Raw genomic sequence first — 21019 nt, forward strand, 5'->3', positions numbered from 1 at the left:
CGTCGCTCCAGTCGCCCTTCGGGCTCCTTGCGCTCCTCAGCATCTTGTGGTACGCCTCTGGACAACCAAGGGTGTCATGTCTAATTCTACCCCCTCTTCGGTGTCATTTATTTTTGAGGCGACACGCATGCTACCAAGTTTTGAAGATAATGATAAAATCTTTTACACGTAGAATATAATACTCAAAAAGGATAGAGAAATGAATGTTTTTAAAGTCAAAACAAGATAAAAATGGTTAAAACCGTCTGTAGATTGTGAAAAAATTCACAATGTGTCCTTGACTTTTACTTCCCGAAAATTAACGATTAACAAGATGATTTCTAGACGTTGGATTATTCTCTTTATATCAGGCTTCATAGCAGCCATTACCTTGACTTCAGGCGATTTGATGGCCGCAGCAAGAACAGACAACCTCTGGTGGTTGCCGCCAGTCATTACAACCAGAGGTCAAGAAGCGGATAAAATCTTTTATTTCATCTTTTGGCTGACTACAGTTGTTTTTATAGTTACACAAATCTTGTTAATTTATTATTGTGTAAAATACCGTTACAGAAAGGGAAAAAAGGCTGTCTATAGCCACGGGAATAATAAATTCGAAATTATTTGGACAATTACCCCGACACTTATTTTCTTTGGTTTATTCTTTTGGAGTAATCATGTTTGGAAAGAATTCCATGAAACCCCGCCTGCCGATGCGATTACCATTGAGGTAACAGCGGAACAATATGGTTTTAATATGCGTTATCCCGGGCCTGACGGTATACTCGGTAAGGCTGAAGATTCGTCAATGTCTAAAGATAATAAATTGGGCCTTGATGCCAATGATCCAGCAGGTAAGGATGACTTTACTACCTACAATGATATGACGATCCCCGTGGGGAAACCAATACATCTTCTTATCCGTTCTCGGGATGTCATTCATGCTTTTTATGTTCCTGTTTTCCGTCTTTATCAGGACATGGTCCCTGGTAGGACGATTAACTGGGTTTGGTTTGTTACTACCGAAGTGGGCAACCATGAATTGGCTTGCAACCAGCTGTGCGGGAAAGGCCACTATAATATGAAGGCCAAAATTTCAATTGTTACAGAGGATGAATACAAGAAATGGCTTCAGGGATTTTTACCAGAACCGCAACCGGTAGTCATGATCAAACAGTAAAACGAGGCATTTTTATGAGCAGTATCGCGACAACAGAATCACATACACCACAGCCCGATGCATCCCATGGAGAGCATAAATTAGGTTTTTTTAGGACTTATATCTTCTCAACTGATCATAAGATGATCGGTTTACAATATCTTTTTACTAGCCTGTTCTTTCTTTTGATTGGCGGATTTCTAGCCTTACTTGTTCGTTGGCAGATTGGTTTTCCAAATACTCCACTCCCGATACTTGGACAATTCCTACGAGAACCTTATGTGATAGATGCGATTATACAGCCAGCGTTTTACAACATGCTTTTTACCATGCATGCCACAATTATGGTATTTTTGGTTATTATGCCCCTTTTGATTGGTGCATTCGGTAATTTCCTTATACCACTCCACATTGGAGCAAAAGACATGGCTTTTCCTGTTTTAAACGGGGTTTCTTATTGGCTGTATTTTGTCTCTGGAGCCATCATGCTTTCTAGTTTTTTTGTGACGGGTGGCTCGGCAAATTCTGGTTGGACAGCCTATGCCCCCCTCAGTGCTGTCGCTACATATAACCTCACACAACAGGGGCAAAGCCTGTGGATTTTAGGGATATTTGTGAACGGTTTGGCCTCTATTGCTGGCGCGATCAATTATATAACGACCATCCTCTTGATGAGGGCACCAGGCCTGGGGCTTTTTAAAATGTCTTTGACTGTTTGGTCGCTTTTTGTCACCTCCGTCCTGCTTCTCTTAGCAGTCCCAGTCCTATCAGCAGCTGGATGCATGCTTTATTTTGATTTGAATTATGGAACGAGTTTTTTCCTTCCCCAAGGAGGAGGGGATCCACTCCTGTGGCAGCATCTTTTTTGGTTCTTCGGGCATCCCGAGGTTTACATTATGATTTTACCTGCGATGGGTATTGTTTCAGACGTTTTAGCAGCATTCGCAAGGAAACCGATATTTGGTTATAAGGCCATGGTCTATGCAATGGTTTTAATCGGTTTATTAGGGTTTATTGTCTGGGGTCACCATATGTTCGTCAGTGGTATGTCGCTTGTGTTATCAGAATGGTTTGCTGCCTCGACTATGTTGATTGCCGTTCCTTCTGCAATTAAAGTCTTTAATTGGCTCGGGACCATCTGGGGGGGGAATATACGCTTTAATACGCCTATGCTTTTTGCTTTGGGTTTTGTATCAATGTTTATTATCGGTGGCTTGAGTGGTATCTTTTTGGCATCTACCCCTGTAGATCTATTTGTACACCACACCTATTTTGTTGTTGCCCATTTTCATTATGTTCTTTTTGGGGGATCCATGTTTGCAATGTATTCTGGAGTTTATTTTTGGTATCCGAAAATGTTTGGAAAAATGTTTGATGAAACTTTAGGCAAGATTCATTTCTGGCTGACTTTAATTTTCTTCAATCTTACTTTTTTCCCAATGCATAACCTCGGTTTGGGGGGGATGATGCGTCGTATTGCTGATCCAACTGTCTACGAACACCTGCGCAATTTGCAGCCAATTAATCAATTTGTTACCTTGGCGGCAATGGGACTAGGGCTTGTTCAGTTGATTTTCTTCTATAATTTTTTCCGCAGCCTACTTAAAGGTAAACCTGCTGAGCCGAATCCATGGCAAGCAACCACGCTTGAATGGACCCTTTCCCACCCAATCGGTCACGGTAATTTTCAAAAAATCCCTACCGTTTATCATGGCCCATACGAATATAGTGTGCCTGGATTAGAAAAGGATTTCCTCCCGCAGGATCAGAAACTTGACGAGGAAGAGACAGTGAAAATGACAAAGGCTCTTGCTGCTGCCCACTAGTGTGAGAGCAATATCTGGGATTGTATGAATCAAGACATGAATGAAAGTGCTTATTTTTATGGTATGTCCCGCAGATTACTTCATCTGTACGCTTTCTTTTGTGTTTTTGCCACTTTGATCCTGATTTGTATAGGTGGCATAGTGACAAGTACCGGTTCTGGTTTGGCAGTACCCGATTGGCCTACAAGTTACGGATATAATATGTTTCTTTTTCCTTTCTCTCGGTGGTTTGGGGATCGTGCGATTTTTTATGAACATACTCACCGTGTGGTAGCCAGTGGTGTTGGTTTTTTAATGATTGGGTTATGTGTTTGGTTGTGGTTCAGCCCGGAACGTAAAGAGCGTACTTGGCTTTGCTGGTGGGGGACGGTTGCTTTGATCTTGGTGATTATCCAAGGTATTTTGGGTGGTTTGAGGGTGACTGAGCTCAATAATTACCTCGGTCTTGTTCATGGTTTTGTCGCTCAAGTTTTTCTTGTTTTAACTGCGGCAATTACCTTGTGTCTTTCGAAGACGTGGATGGAATGGGAAAAGATGGATATTCTTAATCGGTTTTCAAAAGGGATTATGAAAAATCCTACCCTTTTAAAATTTGGAGTGATTCTTACAATCGTGGTTTTCATTCAACTCATCATCGGTGCTTCAATGAGGCACCAACATAATGGATTGGCGATTCCTGATTTTCCGCTTGCCTATGGGAAGCTTTGGCCAAAGACAGATTTGGCCACAATGGGAAGCATTAATGAGAATCGCTTGTTAAAAAATATGATGCCTGTAAGTAAAGTCCAAATATATCTTCATATGACACATAGGATTACTGCTTGTCTCATTGTGTTTGCCACCATGATCTATGCCATCAAAATAATCAAAGCTGTGCCGAGGAATTCCTTTGCATGGTTTGTCTCCCTTATCTTGGTATTGTCAGTCCTTGTGCAATTTGCGCTTGGCGTATGGACTGTTATTTCAGATAAAGCTGCTGACATCGCCACGGCACATGTTCTTTTAGGGGCAATCCTGCTGTTAGAGGTTTCTTTAACGACCATTCTCCTTTTCCGTTTATCCGGTGGCGCGATAAACCAGATGGATTCTGGGGTTTCTGAAAGTTTGGATATAAAACTCAATCCAACAGGGCAAAACGCATGAAGGCCCAAACAATCGAATCAATCCCCTTCTTTTCCCCCATTAAAGTGTGGGTGAAGGAATGGAGTGAAATATGTAAGGCACGGTTGACCCTTTTGGTTTTAATGACCACATGGGCTGGTTTTTATTTGGGGGCTCGTAACCAAGTGGATTTAGGGATACTGCTCTGTACTATGGTAGGGACAGCTTTGGTGGCTGCCGGGGCGAGTGCCTTTAATCAATTCATTGAGCGTAACATTGATTCAAGAATGAAGAGAACACTCGACCGCCCTTTGCCGGCTGGGAGATTAAACCCTGACGAGGTGCTACTTTTTGCTTTGGTTACCTCGATTGCAGGAATGCTTGTCTTAGGATTTGCAGTCAATCATTTGGCTGCGGCATTTTCCGCGCTGACTTTGGCACTTTATGTTTTTGTTTATACACCGATGAAAAAGTATTCCTCATTGAATACCTTGGTGGGGGCTGTTCCAGGGGCACTCCCGCCTGTCATCGGATGGACTGCGGCTAGCGGGACACTTTCTGCTGAGGCATGGTATCTTTTTGCAATCCTTTTCCTCTGGCAAATGCCTCATTTTTTAGCGATTGCATGGCTTTATAAAGATGACTATGAGCGTGGAGGGCTTAAAATGTTGGCTAATGAGGATCAAGATGGTCTGGCGACCTCACGACAGTCATTTGCTTATGCGATTGCATTATTACCTGTGAGTCTGCTTCCCTCAATGTATCTAATGGTCAGGGCATGGTATTTCCCCGGGGCTTTTATTCTGGGACTTATTTATGCTTGGATGGCTTTTCAGTTTATGAGGAAACCTGATAATGTACGGGCAAAGAAACTTTTTATTGCATCCATAATCTACCTGCCCTTGCTTTTGGCATGGTTAGTATTGAATAAATTTTAATGGAAAAAGTAATTTATGAATTTAAAAGAAAATACACTCAAAAAGAGGAAGAGGAATATGGCCATCGGGATGCTAATATTCATGATTATTCTGTTTGTATTAAGTATTTTGTTTGTCAGTAACAAACCCTATTGAGGAAATACCTATGACCCCGGCAACATTATCGGTTGATGAAATTGAATTTGAACTTAAGGCGGAAAAAACCCGCGCACGCTTCGGTATGATCCTTTTTCTTGCTTCAGAGGCGATGCTTTTTGCGGGGTTGATCGGAGCATATATTGTGCTGCGATGGACAGCCCCTGTATGGCCCGCTGTCGGTGAATACTCCTATATGTTTCACATGCCTCCCACCATGATTAATATCATTATGGCGATCAACACGATGATCTTGATAGGAAGCAGTTTTACGTTTCATTTTGCCGAGGTGGCGATCAAATCCGGTAAGAGTCCCGCGAAGTGGTTGTTTGTGACCATCCTGATGGGAAGTGTATTTCTTTGTGGGCAAGCCTATGAGTGGAACTACCTGATTCACCATAAGCATGTTGTTTTCCAAGATGGGGTTTATGGTGCGACATTTTTTGCGTTGACTGGGTTTCATGGTGTCCACGTGATTGTCGGTGTGCTTTTGCTCATTTGGACATTTATCGGAGTATCGCGCGGGAAGTTCACACAGGAGCGGCATTTATTTTTTGATAACGCAGGATTATATTGGCACTTTGTTGATATTGTGTGGGTAGGCTTATTTAGCTTACTTTATTTTGATTTGGTTGGCCATATTCTGATGCCTATTGGTAAAGTGCTTTGGGGTCTATTCTAAGCACCGAGCTATATGGATTTAGTGTTTGGAGTCCTGATCGAAAAAACGGTCTAAAGCAATAAAAAGTGATTTAACATGACGCGCAATGAGGAAGCAGAAGATCATTGAAATGAAACAAATGATAGCCAGTTCCCAGATCCAGTAGATGTCGGGTTTGATAATTACAACAATAATAACATATAGAATAAGACCGAATATCGAACCGAACCCGTAGATCCCACCCCATGTCGCCAAAAGAAAATAGCCTGGTTCGCGCTCATATGCATACCCGCATTTTGGACAACCATCAAGAGGTTGAAACCAATTAAAAAGAGTGCGAGTTTTTCTGATTTCAGGAAATATGGGGTAAGAACCACAAAGGGGACACTTTAAGGAAAGAGCTCGTTTTAGGTGCGTTCGGGCTTTTTTGAATGAATAGTCTGGCTTATTTGGGTTAATCTCGTTTGACATGGAATTTGGTAAATTGGAAACAGTGATAATTATATGATGAATGAAGTCAGCATGATTTTAGAGGTTCGTCAATTATCCTTTGCATACGGGTCGAGGAAGGCACTCAATGAAGTGTCTTTTTCCGTTCGTGCAGGGGAGGTATTGGCTATTCTCGGACCAAATGGAAGTGGAAAATCAACACTTTTTAAACTTTTATCTACCCTCGTTCCTGTTCAAGACGGGGAGATTATCTGTAAAGGGATAAATTTTAATTCTGGAGTGGCAAAGGTGAGGTCCCTTTTGGGGGTTGTCTTTCAATCCCCAGGACTCGACAAAAAACTTACTGTCAAAGAAAATCTCCGTTGCCAAGCTGCCCTTTATGGAATGCCGACTTCCAAAGCCAATGATCAAATTGATTTTTGGCTCAAACGACTCAGGGTGGAGGACCGATCGAACGACTTTGTGGAAAGTCTTTCAGGCGGGTTAGCCCGGCGTGTGGAAATGGCCAAAGCCCTCTTACACAGACCTGAAATCCTGATTTTAGATGAGCCCAGTACAGGTCTTGATCCGCGTTCACGGTCTGAGCTGTGGGAATGCCTTTTCCAACTCTGCGAAGAAGAAGGAGTGACTATTCTGGTGACCACCCATTTAATGGATGAAGCGCAGAAATCTAGCCGGGTACTTATTCTGGATGAAGGGCGGATTGTGGCATGTGATTCACCCATTGAGTTAATGAAAAAATTCCCACATGAGATTCTCACATTAAAAACACCACGACCTGATGACATTGCAAATTATTTATCCGGGCAATTTTCCCTTAAATCAAAAGTTAGCCATTCTGGACTGAGGGTAGAGATCAGCAATGGCAGCGGGGGAGATATTGTGGCTGCTGTGAGCCGGGAATTTGGCGGAACAATTGAAACGATGACATTGTCGCAATCAGGGCTGGAAGACGCATTTTTTGCACTGACCGGGAAAAACTTTGGAGAGGAAAAATAAATATGGGAGATTTGTTAATCATAAGACCGTGTTTGGCTCTCCTGACGAGGGAGATGGTGCGATTTGTCCGGCAAAGGAACCGGGTAATTGGGGCGCTTTTGACACCGATTATATTTTGGATTTTGATCGGGGCTGGAGTGGGGAATTCCTTCCGCCCAGGTGGTAGTGAGGCGGTGGGGAATTATCTTGGCTATTTCTTTCCCGGTACACTCGTATTGATTGTCCTTTTTACAGCGATTTTTTCGACTATATCCATTATTGAAGACAGGCGTGAGGGATTTTTACAAGGAGTACTTGTTTCACCGGTACATCCTTTGGCGATTGTAGGGGGGAAGGTTTTGGGTGGTGCATTATTGGCCTTAATCCAAGCCCTACTTTTTTGTGTATTTGCTCCTATGGTCGGAATTAGTGTCAGTCCTGCGCAATTCATTTTATTGATCGGTTTGCTTTTTCTCATAGGGATCGGATTGACCGCACTTGGTTATGTGATTGCCTGGCCATTGGATTCTGCAATGGGATTTCATGCGATTATGAATCTTTTCTTAATCCCGTTATGGTTTCTTTCAGGAGCCCTTTTTCCTCCAGAGGGATCGGTTCCTTGGATAGGGTTTTTAGTAAAAATAAACCCTCTTTATTATGCGTTAGCCACCGTGCGGTGGGTACTTTTTGATCCGGTGAAATCGGGTGTGGTTTTACCTGGATTCGGTCTGTCTTTGACAGTAACAATAATCTCTTGCATTGTGCTACTTGCTATCAGCGTATGGATGACATTAAAAATAAACCGAAAAGCGTAAGGCCTCCGAATCCTTATTTTCAGGCCATCATTTGGACTGTGCTGATTTTTTTCGTTGTGGGTGTTTTGACATTTTCAGTTTATCGCTATTGGCGTTCCATTTACCTGACATCAAAGGGTAATCTGCCTGCCCTCAGGACGATTGAACCATTTTCATTTACAGAAAGAAGTGGGAAGACGATCACCAATAGGGATCTCCAGGGGAAAGTCTGGGTGGCAAATTTTATTTTTACAGAATGTCCCGGGATTTGCCAGAATATGTCAGGACAATTTGCACAGCTACAAAAAATCCTTCGTAAAACAAAAGAGGTAAGGTTAGTGAGTTTCAGTATCGATCCTCACACTGATACACCGGAAGTACTCACCACATATGCAGAGAGATTTCAGGCGGATCCGGATAGGTGGTTATTTTTGACAGGTGATTTAAAAAAGATTCACCAGTTAGCTGTTAAAAGTTTTTTATTGCCTATTGATGAGAATCCTCCAGAGGCAGTCCCTGCTAATGGCAAGTATCTTCATAGTTCTCGATTTGTTCTTGTAGATAGTCATGGGATGATTAGGGGTTATTATGATGGTTCTGAACCTGAAGCATTGCAGAAGTTGACTCTGGATATAGGATTCATCATGAGGGAAGGAGGGTCGAACTAACAATGGACCTGTCCGTCTTTCCTACGATCAATGCTTCCTTGAATGCAATAACCGCAATATTGCTTTGTGCGGGTTATATCTGTATCAAAAGGGGTAATAAAACCGCCCATGGAATCATGATGGGATCAGCCTTTTGTGTTTCTACCGTTTTTCTGGCTTGTTATCTTTATTATCATTATATGAAGGCTGGTCAGGTAACACGTTATCCATTGGAGGACTGGTCAAAATCGGTTTATTTAATCATTTTAACGAGTCACAGCATTTTGGCAGTAGTGGTTTTACCATTTATTTTTTCATTACTTTGGTTCGTCTATACTAAAAAATGGGAGAAACATAAAAAAATTGCTCGTTGGGTCTGGCCAGTTTGGATGTATATTTCTATTACAGGAGTCGTCATTTACTGGATGCTTTACCACTATTCCGGTGCTGTCCGTTAAAATCGCCTTGTTTCAATAATATTTAAGAGTTAATCTATAGACATGGTAAATAAGATTATCATTCTGGTTTTTGCGTCATTAATGGCATTTGCTCTTAATGGGGTAGAAGCTTGCCCGGGATGCAAATACACTAGCCAGACTAATAATAAGAATATTGAGAATGTGCAAAAAGGATTTTCTTATAGTGTTATTTTCATGCTGCTATTTCCTATGGGACTGATCGCAGGGGTAGGACGGTATTCCTATCATACTATAAGAAAAGTTGAAGCCGAGCGGGACGACGTATTAAAAAGAAAAAGTAAGTCCGTCAGTTCCAAAGCTTGAGTAAAAAGCACACAGATGCTTTTGTTGAGCCATTAAAAAAATCTTGAATTATTTTGCTGGAGTGGGTGATGGTGCAGGAGTTGATGTTGCTATATCTTGATAATCCTTGCCAGCAACCTGAGAGAGCTCAGGCCATGTCCATGGTTGTTTGCGATCCTTGACAAGTTCCCGTTCTGCGGCTACTGCTTCTTTCGAAATCGGCCCCGAATTATTACCCCACTCTTGACGGATATAGGTCAGTATATATGAAATTTGCTGATCAGTAAGTTGATCTTTCCAAGATGCCATATTCCCATTGTAGGTATTTCCTTTGACCACTATTGGTCCATTCAAACCATGCAGTAAAATACGAATCAAACGGTTTTGGGGACCGTTAACCTGATCGGTACCAGCTAATGGAGGATATTGTCCAGCTACACCTTGTCCAGTGACCTGATGGCAGGTAGCGCAATTTGCGGTAAAGAGCCTTTTTCCTGAGGCGATGGGATCGATTTGTTTAGGGCCAGTGGATTTGACAGGGCCGAATACTACTTGTCGCTCGTTAAAAACATTTGATTGGAACCCACCATTATATTTCCCTAAGTAAAGACCACCTGCAAAGATAGCTAATCCACAGAGGGCAACAATCCAAAGGGGGATTGGCTCGAGCCCTTCCTCCGGATCATTATTTTCACGCATAGCCGCTTGATGGAGTTCCTCAATTGAATACTTTTCCTCAGCTTCCGCCTGTGCGGCTGCTTTGAGTTTTTCTTCATGGTCGTTATGTTTGAGTTCTTCAGGTGTCATACGGCTTTTTAATCAGTGTTATTCGACAGGTGCCTCGGGCAAAGGATAATTCATCTTTAAAGATAAGAGATATTCGACAAGTGCGATGGCTTGAGGGGTAGGGACGATTTCATATCCAGCAGGAGGTGCATAAGCTCCTTCTATCTGAATTGCATCAACTGATGACTTTCCATCGAGAATTGGCCTCTTCTGGAAAAGGAATGCAAAAGGTGGCATGGTTGATCCAGGGGTTGTAATTTGCGGATTATACAAGTGTTTATAGTGCCATTGCTTATCACGTAAGCGAACTCCTGTATTTGCCAGATCTGGGCCGGTGCGCATGGTTCCTAATGATATTGTCTTAAAATTAATATAATCACGGGCGACTGTCTGACGGTTACCCCATCCACGTTCAATATCTGATCCTGTCTGGGCTGGTCGGATTTGTTGACTATGGCAATAAACACAACCGTTAGCCACATAGACAAGCTCTCCCTGTTGTGCAAGACCATTTAATGGGTGGGGAAGTACTTCGCCATCATCATTGACATAGGGCTGTAGTTTGCCGAATTGGACAAATGGAGAAATAACCAACCCTAACCATGAAAATAAAAAGGTGCAAAATAGCCCTATAAAGACGAGTGGAATACGATTCATAACTTCTCGCCTCCATTCTCGACTTCATTCAAGAGAGTGGGACCTGATTGTTTTGATCCGACTTTGAGTATCATCATGATAAAGAGAACACCGAAGACGATGTGACCAATGGCAATCATTATCCCAGAAATACTGCGAAAAATGAGGAATGGTTGCATAAGGCTTACAATAGCCATGAATGGTATTTTTGCATCATAGAGGGCAAGTCCTTGAATCAGTCCTCCTACAGTCAATGAGCCCACCATCAAGCCGCTCCCAAGGGCTGTGCACCAGAAATGGACTTTGATCATTGTAGACGATGGCCATTCCCAATTTACCAACCGAGGTACGATGTAATACATGGAGCCAAACATCATCATCGTATAAAACATATATAATCCGAGGTGAGCATGACCCACGGTATACTGAGTAAAGTGTGTGATTTTATTCAAATCGCGGAAAGCCATGGTGATTCCTTGGAGGCTCGAGGCAGTATACATCATCGCTCCGAAGACTACGAAGCGAAGGGCAGGACTAGATTTGAGGAGTTCAAAATAGCCTTTCATCGTCATATGATGGTTAATGGCAGTGCTTATCACAGGAATAATCATCATCCAGCTGGCGACAATACTTGCCGTCACCATCCATACGGGAATCGGTCCACCAATCAAATGGTGCATTCCATTCCAGCTATAAAATAAGGCTAAAGTCCAAAAGCCAATAATCGAAAGATAATAACTATGTACAGGGCGTCCAATAATCTTTGGGATGAAGTAGTACGCGCTGGCTAATCCAATCGGAGTAAAGAATAGACCAAGGGCATTATGGGCATACCACCAGTTTACCGCGGCTTGGACTGTTCCCTGGACGGGCTCCATAATCAACATGACTTGAGCTGTTCCATAGAGCCATGGGAACCAGAAGAATCCCGCAAAAAGATACCAAATGGAAACATAAAGATGCGCACATTTGCGCTTAAAGAGCATGAGGACACCCCAAATAGAGATCAGGGCAAATGAAAGGAAAATCAGAGGTGTAGAATAGGCGGGGGCCTCAAGCCATTCTATTGAGCGGCTGTCGCCGGAGAGTATTCCATATATTCCTACAGCTATTCCTATATTCCAAAAGACGGCCGCAATAATAGGAAGAATGGGATTAACTAGTTTTGCACGGCAGAGCCTGGAGAAAAGCCAGATGCCCGTTCCAATACCGGCTGTTGCTCCCCACCCATAAGCAACGGCATTCAAGTGTGCGGACCGCACTAAACCAAATGTTAAAAATGAATAATCCCCTAAAAATGAGGGTGTATGGAGTTTAATAGAGGCAATGATGGCCATGAGGGTGCCAAATAGAAGCCAAAATATGGCTGAGCTGTAGTAGATAAGTACGGGTATGCGCGTGGACTTATCAATCTCAGCACGTTCAATTTTATCGTCTGTGAGATGGATAGTTGAAGCTCCACCTGTATGGACTTCCGATGGTGCACTTGCTGATAAGAGTTTAAACCTGTTTTTCATGGCATTTATTTCTTTTTCTTAACCGGAAATTGATCTGTTACTGTCCCGATCGGTTCATCCTTGGCAAAGATCTCTTCTGATTGTCTTTGGAAATTTTCAAAGTGCCCTTTTTTTGCCGCCCAATAAAATGCCCACAATGCTGATGCCCCGAAAAATAGCATGCCGCCAATAATCACGATAAAAAAAGGGTTTACATCGTTAATGGACGTTGGCCACTCAACTTGTTTCAAGGATGTTGCTATGATGGTGATAAAGCTCATATTTATTTTTTCAGGTATTCCGGTACGATTAATGTAGGAACAGCATTCGTGGCTGAATCAGCAATTTGAATCTGCTTCTTTGATAACTCTTCGACGGTTAAATTCATGGCATTATCAATACCGACTAATGCGGCTTTGTCTGTTTCCACTAATTTATCGAGTCTATTGAGGCGTTGTTCCTCGATAATGGTATCGTAGCTCTTTGTTGCAAAAAATGATTGTAGTTTTTTGATTAATCCAGAGTTCTCTGTGATTTCCCCCGAAGGAGCAGAATTGTGATAATTCCTGATAATAACAGTGATTGTGGGCATTAATAACATTCCAATGAGAATCCCCAAAATAACCCCGACTACAGGGATCCATTTGGCTTTCAAAAGTTCTTTTACAGTGGTGAAAAACATAATTTTATCTAGTTTTTAACAGTTACCGACTCCTTCAAGCGGGGATCAAATAAAGGAAATATATTATACTTTCCTAATGACCTAAGAAATCCTGCTGACAAAATTCCAAAAACCGCAACAATTGATAGAATATCGAGGATACTTGGCATGATACGATTGCCGCGGAATTCCGGCATGATAATCCAATAAATCTCCAAGATAAACATCAGGATAACCCATCCTGAAATCAAACAGAGGTACTGAGGCTTTTTCTTGATCCATTGGGTTAAAAGTAACACAAAGGGCACAGCAAATTTACACGGCGCAAAAAGGATTACTGCATACCACCACCAGCCTCCGGAGGAACGATTACGGAAAAAAATGGTTTCTTCAGGGATATTTGCATACCAGATCAGCATGTACTGGCTGAATGCGATATAAGCCCAGAATACGGTAAATGCAAAAAGCAATTTACCCATCAGGTGGTAATGCTCATCGCTGATAACTTCCTTCATATAACCCATCGAACGTAAACCTGTAATAATTAAGATCAACAAGGCCATGGAGGCCCCTGCAGAGCTGGCAAAAACGTAAACACCCCACATGGTGGAATACCAATGGAAGTTTAATCCCATCAACCAATCAAAAGACCAGAAAGTCATTGTCAGTGCGAAAAGAGGGACGGCCAAATAGGAAATATGACGGAGCTTCAAGGATAAACGGTCATCACCGGTTTTATCCTGTTTCGTCGAAAGTCTTTTAAAGAGGAATGCCAATGTTCCAATCGCAACAAAATAAAAAACGGCACGCGTCCAGAAAAATGGTTCATTGAGAAAGCCATGTTTCCAGTGGAGTAAGTGGTCATCATGACTATTGAGGTTCATCCATTTATATATATTTGGTGCCAAAAACGCCATAGGCACGAGGAAGAGTAAACCCATGATAAAAATATTCCCTGCAATCAATTCGGGGATACGGCGGATAGAGATGCCCCAACCAGAATTTGTGACGTGTTGTAAAAGCACCCAAAAGAACGAACCAAAACATAAAAGAGTACCGATACTACATGCAAATAACCATGAAACAGAAATTTCTTTCCAAGTAAACATGCCGATAGCCGTGGAACCAAATGCTACGACTAAACAGGCAACGCCTATAATCATGCAGACAACCATTGGCAAAAAGTAATCTGCCAATTGAACCTTTTCGGGCTGTGGTTGATGGTAATGTGCGTCACTCATAAATTACTTTGCCTGTCCTGTAACCGGAGCTGCCGGTGTGACATTTGTTTGTTCCATCATTTTCTGTTGTTTTTGCAGAGCTCTGACGTAGGCAATAATCAGCCAGCGGTCTTCCACGCTAATGTGCGGATAAGCACCCATATTTCCGATGCCATGGGCGATTGTATTATAGATTTGTCCGTCAGACATCTGTACGAGACGGTCATCATTCAAGTTTGCGATGCCTACAAGTCCGTATTGACTCGTGATTCCTTTACCGTTGCCAGAAGCCCCATGACAGACAGCGCAATTAATCTGATAACGTTCTTGACCACGTTTTAATTTTTCCAAAGTAACTTTTACCGGAATGCCCGTTCCCCAATTCTTACCCATTTTTCCAGTTGTTTCATAGTTTATTATAGCAGCAGGCACATGAGGGACAGTTCCGCTAACCGCAGGACGATTAGCATATCCATCAGCATAAAATTCACTGGTTGTTTGCCCTTTGATCTTTAGCTGTCGATCCATATCCGGAAAGATTTCGATCGGCTCTTTAGTCGTTATTTGGCCACGATAGCCCGCAATGATGACCACCGTTAATACGGACAACACAAAAGCAAAAAAGAAATAGCGTAAAAATTTCATGATTCCCAATAGATAGGTGTGATATTTGTCCCGCCCAAGTCCTCGAGCAATTTGCTGGTGGCATTGATAGAGAAATTCCTATCGCGGGCTTCAATGACGAGGAAAAAACCATCATCATTGGCTTTTTGATTGAATAGATCCCAGTTGAAAACCGGATGGTTCCAGCGGGGAAGGAGGTTGAGGCCGAAAAGAGCAATCATTGTCGCGAATGCGGTCAAAAGGATTGTGATCTCAAAAATGATTGGAAAAAAGGCGGGAAGACTGAAATAAGGTTTTCCGCCGGTAATAAGAGGATACTCGATAACGGAAGGATACACCACGAGTGTGAGTGCGACTAATAGACCGGTGATTCCGCCTACGAGAGAAAACGAGGACAGATAGGAGTGTCCTAGTCCCATGGCCTTTTCCATCCCGTGAATAGGGAAAGGGGAAAATGTATCCCAACGTTTAAATCCTGTGTCACGTACCTTTTCAGCAGCATGATAAAGTTCAGCCGAGCTGGAGAACTCCGCCCCGAAAGCATATAAACTCTTTTCTTTATCCAGAGTCATATTAGTGTTTCTCCTTTCCAGGGGGGTGATAATGCGGGTCTGCCTCTGGCAGGACACCTTTGACCTCTTGTATCGCAATCATCGGTAGGAAACGAATAAAAAGCAAGAAGAGGGCCAGAAAGATACCGAATGTCCCCACGAACGTCATAACATCAACCCATGTGGGTTTGAAATAATCCCAAGAGGATGGCAGAAAGTCACGGCTCAAGGAGGTGACAATGATGACAAAACGCTCAAACCACATTCCTGCATTAATCATCATGACCACAGTAAAGATGACCCAGAGATTTGTCCGGCAATATTTGAACCAGAAAAGCTGGGGTGAAAGGACATTGAATGACATCATCAGCCAGTAGGCCCACCAGTAGGGAGCCGGGTTATGTCCGAGTCCAGCAAGATTCTGGGCCCATTCAAAGGGTAGGATTTCAAAAACTTTAAAGAATGGAGCCGCAATACGGCTGTGGAGGAACGTATACCATTCAAAGGGGTTTGCTGAATACCAAGCAATAAAAAACTCCATAATATAGGCGTAACCAACAATGGTTCCCGTCAGAAGGATGATTTTACACATGTTATCGATGTGTTTCTGGGTGATCATATCCTGTAACCCATAGATCGCACGAAAAGGAAGCATGATGGTTAAAACCATGGCGAAACCACCAAAGATAGCCCCGGCAACAAAATAAGGAGGAAATATCGTTGTATGCCAGCCCGGGATGACCGAGGTCGCAAAGTCGAAGGAAACAATGGAGTGTACCGAAAGAACAAGCGGGGTCGAGATGCCAGCTAGAATTAAATAAGCTTTCTCGTAATGCCACCATTGCCGATTAGAACCCCTCCAGCCGACAGCTAAAATCCCGTACGCAACCTTTTTAATTTTTGTCTTTGCACGGTCACGAAGCAAGGCAAGGTCGGGAATCAATCCTGTATACCAGAATAACAGTGATACGGTGAAATAAGTAGATACGGCAAACACATCCCAGAGAAGGGGACTACGGAAATTTGGCCAGATGGCATTTGCGTTGGGAATTGGTGCCAGAAACCATGCCATCCAGACACGCCCCACGTGGAATGCAGGGAATATGCCCGCGCAGATGACAGCAAAAATCGTCATGGCCTCTGCGGCCCGATTAATGGATGTACGCCATTTTTGACGGGTCAGGTACAGAATGGCTGAGATCAGGGTTCCAGCATGTCCGATACCGATCCAGAAAACGAAATTCGTAATGTCCCAAGCCCAAGCAACCGGATGATTTAATCCCCAGACACCGACACCCGTGGAAACTTGGTATGCAATCAGAATCGGAGTGGCCGTGCCTAAAATGGCGCAGATGACAAACGAAATCCACCACCAGAGCGGTGTTTTTCCTTCCACAATACCGCAGACCTTATTTGAGACCCAGGAGTAGGTGCGATGATTGGTCACCAAGGGCTCGCGATCCATGACTCCTGTGGAAGGCATGGGTGAGGCGACTGTCTGATGAATTGTTGAGTCTGTGGCCATTGGAATTAATGTGATTTTGATTGCCCATGTGCGGGTGACGCCGCTTCATGTTTTTGCTCTCCGGCAGGCAACTCGGGATTTAATGTATGGTCGTCATGATCTGAATCATTTTTTTCGATACTGATGAGACCCACTTTGGCTGCATCCGGCATTTTTGGATTTGGATTACGCAGACGCATCATATGGGATGTGCGAGGACGGGTATTCAAATAACTCAAGAGCGCATAACTCCTCGGATCTTTCAAATTGCGCGAAACATTACTTGATTCATCATTCATATCACCAAATGTAATTGCTTCGGCAGGGCAAACCTGTTGGCAGGCGGATTTGAGTGATCCGTCCGGTATGATTGCCGGACTGGAATCCTTCGCCTTGATTAATTGGTCAATCTTGGCTTCTTCAATCCTCTGGACACAGTATGTGCATTTTTCCATGACACCACGCATACGCACTGTGACATTCGGATTCTGCTGGAATTTATAGAGCTCGGTATCTTGTTCGCTCTTGGTAGCCATGGGTCCAAGATAAAGCTGGTGATCTTGGATCGGGCGCTTGTTGTAATCAAAGAAATTAAACCGGCGGACTTTATACGGACAGTTATTGGCGCAATAACGTGTGCCGATACAGCGGTTGTATGCCATTACATTTAATCCATCCTCACTGTGGACGGTGGCATTGACAGGGCAAACAACTTCGCAAGGTGCATTCTCACAGTGTAAACAGGCGACGGGCTGCATGACCATTTCAGGGTTCTCGATGTCATTCTGCTCTTCGGAGCCTTGAGGTCCGGCGAAATAACGGTCGATCCTGATCCAGTGCATTTCACGGCCATTCTTGACCTGTTCAGCCCCTACGATCGGGATATTGTTTTCCGCCTGACAAGCGATCATACAGGCATTACAACCCACGCAGGAATTCAAATCGATTGTCATTGCCCATTGTTGCTTGGCTGTGAGGGGAGGGCTCTGGTAAATGGAAATATTAGGAGGAACATGGGCATCTACCCCCATCTTTTTTGCTGAGAGGGGATCTTCTTTGAATCCTTCAATGGTATTTTCACGGAATAAGGCACGTCCTTCCATGGCCCAATGTTGTTGGGTAATGGCGTGGCCAAAAACTCCTCCCATTTTTTGAATGGCGGGTTGTAAAATGATACTTGCCGCATTTGTAGTGCGCAGTGGGTAAACATCAAACCCGACTTGGTGGGACTCGACCCCGCCTACGCGTCCTGCGAGTTTGCGTCCGTATCCCAGGAAGAGGGAAATGGAATTATCCGCATGCCCGGGAGCGATTTGAATGGGGATTTGGACATCGTTACCGCCGACCGAAATCCTGAGGAATTCACCATAATCAATTCCTTTTTTTGTATAACTTTTGAGGCCGAGTGCCTTGGCGGTATTTGCACTGACCAATGCGGCATTGCCCCAAGTGATTTTTGTAATGGGATCGGGGAGTTCCTGGAGCCATCCGTTATTTGCCCATGAACCGTCTTCGACACTATAATCAGCTTCAATAACCAGTTCAAGGTCTTGGGAACCGAGGGCGACAAATGAAACACCCGGTTTCGCTAGAGATTGATTGATGGCATTTAATTGGGCACTTGATCCGCTTGTCTTTGCAGTACTATTTTCGAGAAAGCCGCTGTGGATAAAACGGTTCCAAGCTGTTTCAAAGTCGGAGGGTTTGGCAATTTGTTTAAATGTTTCTTTGACGGCATCGGGGGCGACGAGTCCCGGTAGTCCCAAGAGCCTCTCGACCAATTGAATCTGCGATAACCCATCAAAGAGAGGGAGGATCAGGGGCTGGATATTCAGATAAGTGCCGTCTTCGGCTAATGCGTCACCCCAAGATTCAAGATAAGTTGCAGCAGGAATGTGTAGCTTAGAAAGTTTTGAAGTTTCATTAAAATCAAAACTCAAATGAATGGTTTCGGCGACTTGCCTTTGCAAATTGCTCCAACCGAGATCGGCGGGAGCGTTATAAACAGGATTGCCGCCCAGGATCAGGAGGGATTGAATAGAGTTTGATTTAATCGCATTGGCCAAGTCAACAATACTTGAATAAGAAGGAGTCTCATTTTTTCGGGTAACCAAAGTTTTCCCAAGGGCACCAAGTGCGCTATTGATCGCAGCAACCATTAAATGGGTTTCGACGGGTTGGTTAGGGCCGGCTACGACGAGGGATTGTCCCTTGTGGTTGATCAGGTCAGCGGCTAACTCTTGGATCCATTTTTGTTTAAAATCATCGGGTTGAGCAAATTGCGCGAACTGATCACAATTTGCTCCGACATTGAGACCTTGCTTGGTTAATTCAGTCGCTAATAATGCTGTAAAAGCGGGAATTTGGCTGGAAGGTAAACGAAGGCGGTGATCAGCCATTCCACCTGCGAGGGTATAACGGTGCTCGACAGCGTAAAGCCGGCTCATGGAATCCTCAGGACTAGTGATACGTCGGCTCTTAGAATAACGGGATACGCTTGTCGGTGTGCCATCCACAAAACCTAAGAAATCAAAATCTAATGAAACAATGATCTTGGCATTGTCATAAAGGGGCACAGAAGATTGATTTGCCCCATAGGCGATTGCGTCAGCTTTTTCCTTGTTCCGCCCAAATGTGACGGGGTCATAGCTGTAGATTATTGCTTTTGGCCAAAGTGAAGCAAGTTGCGCGATCAGCCGGGCACGAGTCGGACTATTGGATTCATCTAAGAGAATGGCGAGACCATTGCCTTGGGAGAACCTTTTTTTGAAGTCTTCGAGAAAAATATTAAATGCATCTTCAGTAATGACTTTTCCATCGAGAACAAACCCTTTGGAACGGTCAGGATCGTAAACACTCAGTACGGACGCTTGTGCGATTTGGTCAGTGGAACCGTTTAATCCGGGGAAAGTGTAATTTCCTTCGGCTTTTGTCGGTCTCCCGTCATAAGTAGTGACGAGAAGGGGAAGGGCTCCGTTACGGCGTGGAATTGATGTCGCATACGACAGGGGTTTGCCGGGGATCTGAAATTCGGGGGTTTTCGTAAACGGAATTATTTCTGTCCTAGGCCGGCGGCATCCGCTTAGACCGATTCCTGCCAAAGCTACGGAAGCACCCATGAGCTTAATAAAATTTCGACGGGAAACATCGTCTCCTGTAAACTCCGCTGCGCCTTGGGGAAATTCGCGTGAAAGCCATTCCTTAAATTCATCGGTGTGCGAATACTCGTCAAGGCTACGCCAGTAGCGCTTGCCGACAGGTGCTTCAGGTGGATGTGTAATTATTTTCTTCATCGGTGACAACCTTGACAATTAACCGGAGGACTTACCTGCCAGTCATGAACCAATTTTTTGCCCATCACCAGTTGATCTTCCCGGGAGGGGGCTTTCCAGTCGAGATTAGTGACCTCTGCGACAGGACGGATAAACTCTTGAGGTGCTCGGTGACAGTCCAAACAGAATGACATGGATAGGGGTTTGGCATGGTAAACGACTTCCATTTTGTTGACATTTCCGTGACAGTGTACGCAACTAACCCCACGGTTAACATGCGCGGCATGGTTAAAATAAACATAATCCGGGGTCTTATGAATCCACACCCATGGGATTGGTTCACCTGTTCTCCAGCTCTCTCGGACAGCCTCAAGTTTTGGACTGTCTTTTTTGATCTGCGTATGGCAATTCATGCAGGTTTGAGTCGTCGGAACATTCGAATGCGCCGCTTTCTCGACGTAAGTGTGGCAGTAACGGCAGTCCATCCGCAATTGATTCACATGGAGCGCGTGGCTAAAGGGTACAGGTTGAACAGGTTGGTACCCGACCCGTGTGTATTTCGGGGTGAAATAATACCAGACGCCGACCGTAACGGCAGCCCCGATGAGCCCCAAAACAACCAGTATTTGTAGGGGTAAAATGTTAGTCCAACGTGGAAATAAATTAGCCATGTTCTTAGTTATCGGATGAAGATATAATTAGTCTTATTAGACTGTGCAAGAAGTTTGTGAATTTTTTCACAAACTTTATTCATGTCTTCAAAATCCTGTTTATTTGTTTGAAATAGAACTAAATGAGAATCAGTCTTAATAAATGATAAAATAAGCTATTTGAAGTAGA

21 protein-coding genes are annotated in these 21019 nt (G+C 43.7%); 10 read left to right on the plus strand and 11 right to left on the minus strand.

From position 1 onward, the window contains the following. Positions 1–271 precede the first annotated feature (271 nt). The 10 genes from coxB (at position 272) to SGI98_08740 (ending at position 9450) form a co-directional block, all read left to right on the plus strand. The gene (coxB, locus tag SGI98_08695; protein ID MDZ4743477.1) at positions 272–1159 is read left to right on the plus strand and encodes a cytochrome c oxidase subunit II; all 888 of its coding nucleotides are present in this window, start codon (positions 272–274) and stop codon (positions 1157–1159) included. After that, positions 1105–2964, plus strand: coding sequence for a cbb3-type cytochrome c oxidase subunit I (locus SGI98_08700; protein MDZ4743478.1), 1860 nt, complete (start codon positions 1105–1107; stop codon positions 2962–2964). The genes coxB and SGI98_08700 overlap by 55 nt, the downstream gene beginning before the upstream one ends. A gap of 24 nt (positions 2965–2988) precedes the next feature. Then, positions 2989–4107: a COX15/CtaA family protein gene (locus SGI98_08705; GenBank protein MDZ4743479.1), complete on the plus strand. Its 1119-nt coding sequence runs from the start codon at positions 2989–2991 to the stop codon at positions 4105–4107. Beyond that, the gene (gene cyoE / locus SGI98_08710; protein ID MDZ4743480.1) at positions 4104–5003 is read left to right on the plus strand and encodes a heme o synthase; all 900 of its coding nucleotides are present in this window, start codon (positions 4104–4106) and stop codon (positions 5001–5003) included. The genes SGI98_08705 and cyoE overlap by 4 nt, the downstream gene beginning before the upstream one ends. Positions 5004–5148: 145 nt before the next feature. After that, complete coding sequence (locus SGI98_08715) at positions 5149–5820, plus strand: cytochrome c oxidase subunit 3 (protein ID MDZ4743481.1); 672 nt, start codon at positions 5149–5151, stop codon at positions 5818–5820. Positions 5821–6303: 483 nt separating this feature from the next. Next, positions 6304–7248: an ABC transporter ATP-binding protein gene (locus tag SGI98_08720; protein ID MDZ4743482.1), complete on the plus strand. Its 945-nt coding sequence runs from the start codon at positions 6304–6306 to the stop codon at positions 7246–7248. A 2-nt stretch (positions 7249–7250) separates the two neighbouring features. Beyond that, positions 7251–8042, plus strand: a complete 792-nt coding sequence (locus SGI98_08725; protein MDZ4743483.1) for an ABC transporter permease — start codon at positions 7251–7253, stop codon at positions 8040–8042. After that, a complete protein-coding gene (locus tag SGI98_08730) occupies positions 8009–8689 on the plus strand; it encodes an SCO family protein (protein MDZ4743484.1) in 681 nt (226 codons plus the stop codon). The genes SGI98_08725 and SGI98_08730 overlap by 34 nt, the downstream gene beginning before the upstream one ends. Before the next feature lie 2 nt (positions 8690–8691). Then, on the plus strand, positions 8692–9126 hold the full coding sequence (locus tag SGI98_08735) for a DUF420 domain-containing protein (protein ID MDZ4743485.1): 435 nt from the start codon (positions 8692–8694) through the stop codon (positions 9124–9126). A 42-nt stretch (positions 9127–9168) separates the two neighbouring features. Then, complete coding sequence (locus tag SGI98_08740; GenBank protein ID MDZ4743486.1) at positions 9169–9450, plus strand: hypothetical protein; 282 nt, start codon at positions 9169–9171, stop codon at positions 9448–9450. A 48-nt stretch (positions 9451–9498) separates the two neighbouring features. Here the strand turns inward: SGI98_08740 and SGI98_08745 are convergent, their stop codons facing one another. The 11 genes from SGI98_08745 to SGI98_08795 are packed head-to-tail and all read right to left on the minus strand — an operon-like array spanning position 9499 to position 20850. Further along, positions 9499–10236, minus strand: coding sequence for a cytochrome c (locus SGI98_08745; GenBank protein MDZ4743487.1), 738 nt, complete (start codon positions 10234–10236; stop codon positions 9499–9501). Between the two features lie 18 nt (positions 10237–10254). Beyond that, positions 10255–10872 carry a cbb3-type cytochrome c oxidase subunit II gene (locus SGI98_08750; protein ID MDZ4743488.1) on the minus strand — a complete coding sequence of 206 codons (618 nt, stop codon included), beginning with the start codon at positions 10870–10872 and terminating at the stop codon, positions 10255–10257. Continuing rightward, positions 10869–12368, minus strand: a complete 1500-nt coding sequence (locus SGI98_08755; GenBank protein ID MDZ4743489.1) for a cbb3-type cytochrome c oxidase subunit I — start codon at positions 12366–12368, stop codon at positions 10869–10871. The genes SGI98_08750 and SGI98_08755 overlap by 4 nt, the downstream gene beginning before the upstream one ends. Positions 12369–12373: 5 nt before the next feature. Then, entirely contained in the window at positions 12374–12628 is a 255-nt protein-coding gene (locus SGI98_08760; GenBank protein MDZ4743490.1) for a cbb3-type cytochrome oxidase assembly protein, read from the minus strand. 2 nt (positions 12629–12630) lie between these two features. Then, positions 12631–13029: a hypothetical protein gene (locus tag SGI98_08765; GenBank protein MDZ4743491.1), complete on the minus strand. Its 399-nt coding sequence runs from the start codon at positions 13027–13029 to the stop codon at positions 12631–12633. 8 nt (positions 13030–13037) lie between these two features. Continuing rightward, positions 13038–14249 carry a hypothetical protein gene (locus tag SGI98_08770; GenBank protein ID MDZ4743492.1) on the minus strand — a complete coding sequence of 404 codons (1212 nt, stop codon included), beginning with the start codon at positions 14247–14249 and terminating at the stop codon, positions 13038–13040. Between the two features lie 3 nt (positions 14250–14252). Continuing rightward, complete coding sequence (locus SGI98_08775) at positions 14253–14873, minus strand: cytochrome c (GenBank protein ID MDZ4743493.1); 621 nt, start codon at positions 14871–14873, stop codon at positions 14253–14255. Beyond that, complete coding sequence (locus SGI98_08780) at positions 14870–15424, minus strand: DUF3341 domain-containing protein (protein MDZ4743494.1); 555 nt, start codon at positions 15422–15424, stop codon at positions 14870–14872. The genes SGI98_08775 and SGI98_08780 overlap by 4 nt, the downstream gene beginning before the upstream one ends. A gap of 1 nt (position 15425) precedes the next feature. Beyond that, complete coding sequence (nrfD, locus tag SGI98_08785; GenBank protein MDZ4743495.1) at positions 15426–16928, minus strand: NrfD/PsrC family molybdoenzyme membrane anchor subunit; 1503 nt, start codon at positions 16926–16928, stop codon at positions 15426–15428. A gap of 5 nt (positions 16929–16933) precedes the next feature. After that, the gene (locus tag SGI98_08790) at positions 16934–20200 is read right to left on the minus strand and encodes a TAT-variant-translocated molybdopterin oxidoreductase (GenBank protein MDZ4743496.1); all 3267 of its coding nucleotides are present in this window, start codon (positions 20198–20200) and stop codon (positions 16934–16936) included. Beyond that, the gene (locus SGI98_08795; GenBank protein MDZ4743497.1) at positions 20197–20850 is read right to left on the minus strand and encodes a cytochrome c3 family protein; all 654 of its coding nucleotides are present in this window, start codon (positions 20848–20850) and stop codon (positions 20197–20199) included. The genes SGI98_08790 and SGI98_08795 overlap by 4 nt, the downstream gene beginning before the upstream one ends. Between the last annotated feature and the right edge of the window lie 169 nt (positions 20851–21019).

Source organism: Verrucomicrobiota bacterium (assembly GCA_034440155.1).
GTDB lineage: Bacteria > Verrucomicrobiota > Verrucomicrobiia > JAWXBN01 > JAWXBN01 > JAWXBN01.

Bases quoted from the DNA above. Each gene is read 5' to 3' on its own strand.
- SGI98_08705 (MDZ4743479.1), top strand. From the start codon at position 2,989: ATGAATCAAGACATGAATGAAAGTGCTTATTTTTATGGTATGTCCCGC.
- nrfD (MDZ4743495.1), bottom strand. From the start codon at position 16,928: ATGGCCACAGACTCAACAATTCATCAGACAGTCGCCTCACCCATGCCT.
- SGI98_08715 (MDZ4743481.1), top strand. From the start codon at position 5,149: ATGACCCCGGCAACATTATCGGTTGATGAAATTGAATTTGAACTTAAG.
- SGI98_08765 (MDZ4743491.1), bottom strand. From the start codon at position 13,029: ATGTTTTTCACCACTGTAAAAGAACTTTTGAAAGCCAAATGGATCCCT.
- SGI98_08750 (MDZ4743488.1), bottom strand. From the start codon at position 10,872: ATGAATCGTATTCCACTCGTCTTTATAGGGCTATTTTGCACCTTTTTA.
- SGI98_08780 (MDZ4743494.1), bottom strand. From the start codon at position 15,424: ATGACTCTGGATAAAGAAAAGAGTTTATATGCTTTCGGGGCGGAGTTC.
- SGI98_08745 (MDZ4743487.1), bottom strand. From the start codon at position 10,236: ATGACACCTGAAGAACTCAAACATAACGACCATGAAGAAAAACTCAAA.
- SGI98_08730 (MDZ4743484.1), top strand. From the start codon at position 8,009: ATGGATGACATTAAAAATAAACCGAAAAGCGTAAGGCCTCCGAATCCT.
- SGI98_08720 (MDZ4743482.1), top strand. From the start codon at position 6,304: ATGATGAATGAAGTCAGCATGATTTTAGAGGTTCGTCAATTATCCTTT.
- SGI98_08700 (MDZ4743478.1), top strand. From the start codon at position 1,105: ATGGCTTCAGGGATTTTTACCAGAACCGCAACCGGTAGTCATGATCAA.
- SGI98_08775 (MDZ4743493.1), bottom strand. From the start codon at position 14,873: ATGAAATTTTTACGCTATTTCTTTTTTGCTTTTGTGTTGTCCGTATTA.
- SGI98_08790 (MDZ4743496.1), bottom strand. From the start codon at position 20,200: ATGAAGAAAATAATTACACATCCACCTGAAGCACCTGTCGGCAAGCGC.
- SGI98_08770 (MDZ4743492.1), bottom strand. From the start codon at position 14,249: ATGAGTGACGCACATTACCATCAACCACAGCCCGAAAAGGTTCAATTG.
- SGI98_08755 (MDZ4743489.1), bottom strand. From the start codon at position 12,368: ATGAAAAACAGGTTTAAACTCTTATCAGCAAGTGCACCATCGGAAGTC.
- SGI98_08760 (MDZ4743490.1), bottom strand. From the start codon at position 12,628: ATGAGCTTTATCACCATCATAGCAACATCCTTGAAACAAGTTGAGTGG.
- SGI98_08735 (MDZ4743485.1), top strand. From the start codon at position 8,692: ATGGACCTGTCCGTCTTTCCTACGATCAATGCTTCCTTGAATGCAATA.
- SGI98_08740 (MDZ4743486.1), top strand. From the start codon at position 9,169: ATGGTAAATAAGATTATCATTCTGGTTTTTGCGTCATTAATGGCATTT.
- SGI98_08795 (MDZ4743497.1), bottom strand. From the start codon at position 20,850: ATGGCTAATTTATTTCCACGTTGGACTAACATTTTACCCCTACAAATA.
- cyoE (MDZ4743480.1), top strand. From the start codon at position 4,104: ATGAAGGCCCAAACAATCGAATCAATCCCCTTCTTTTCCCCCATTAAA.
- SGI98_08725 (MDZ4743483.1), top strand. From the start codon at position 7,251: ATGGGAGATTTGTTAATCATAAGACCGTGTTTGGCTCTCCTGACGAGG.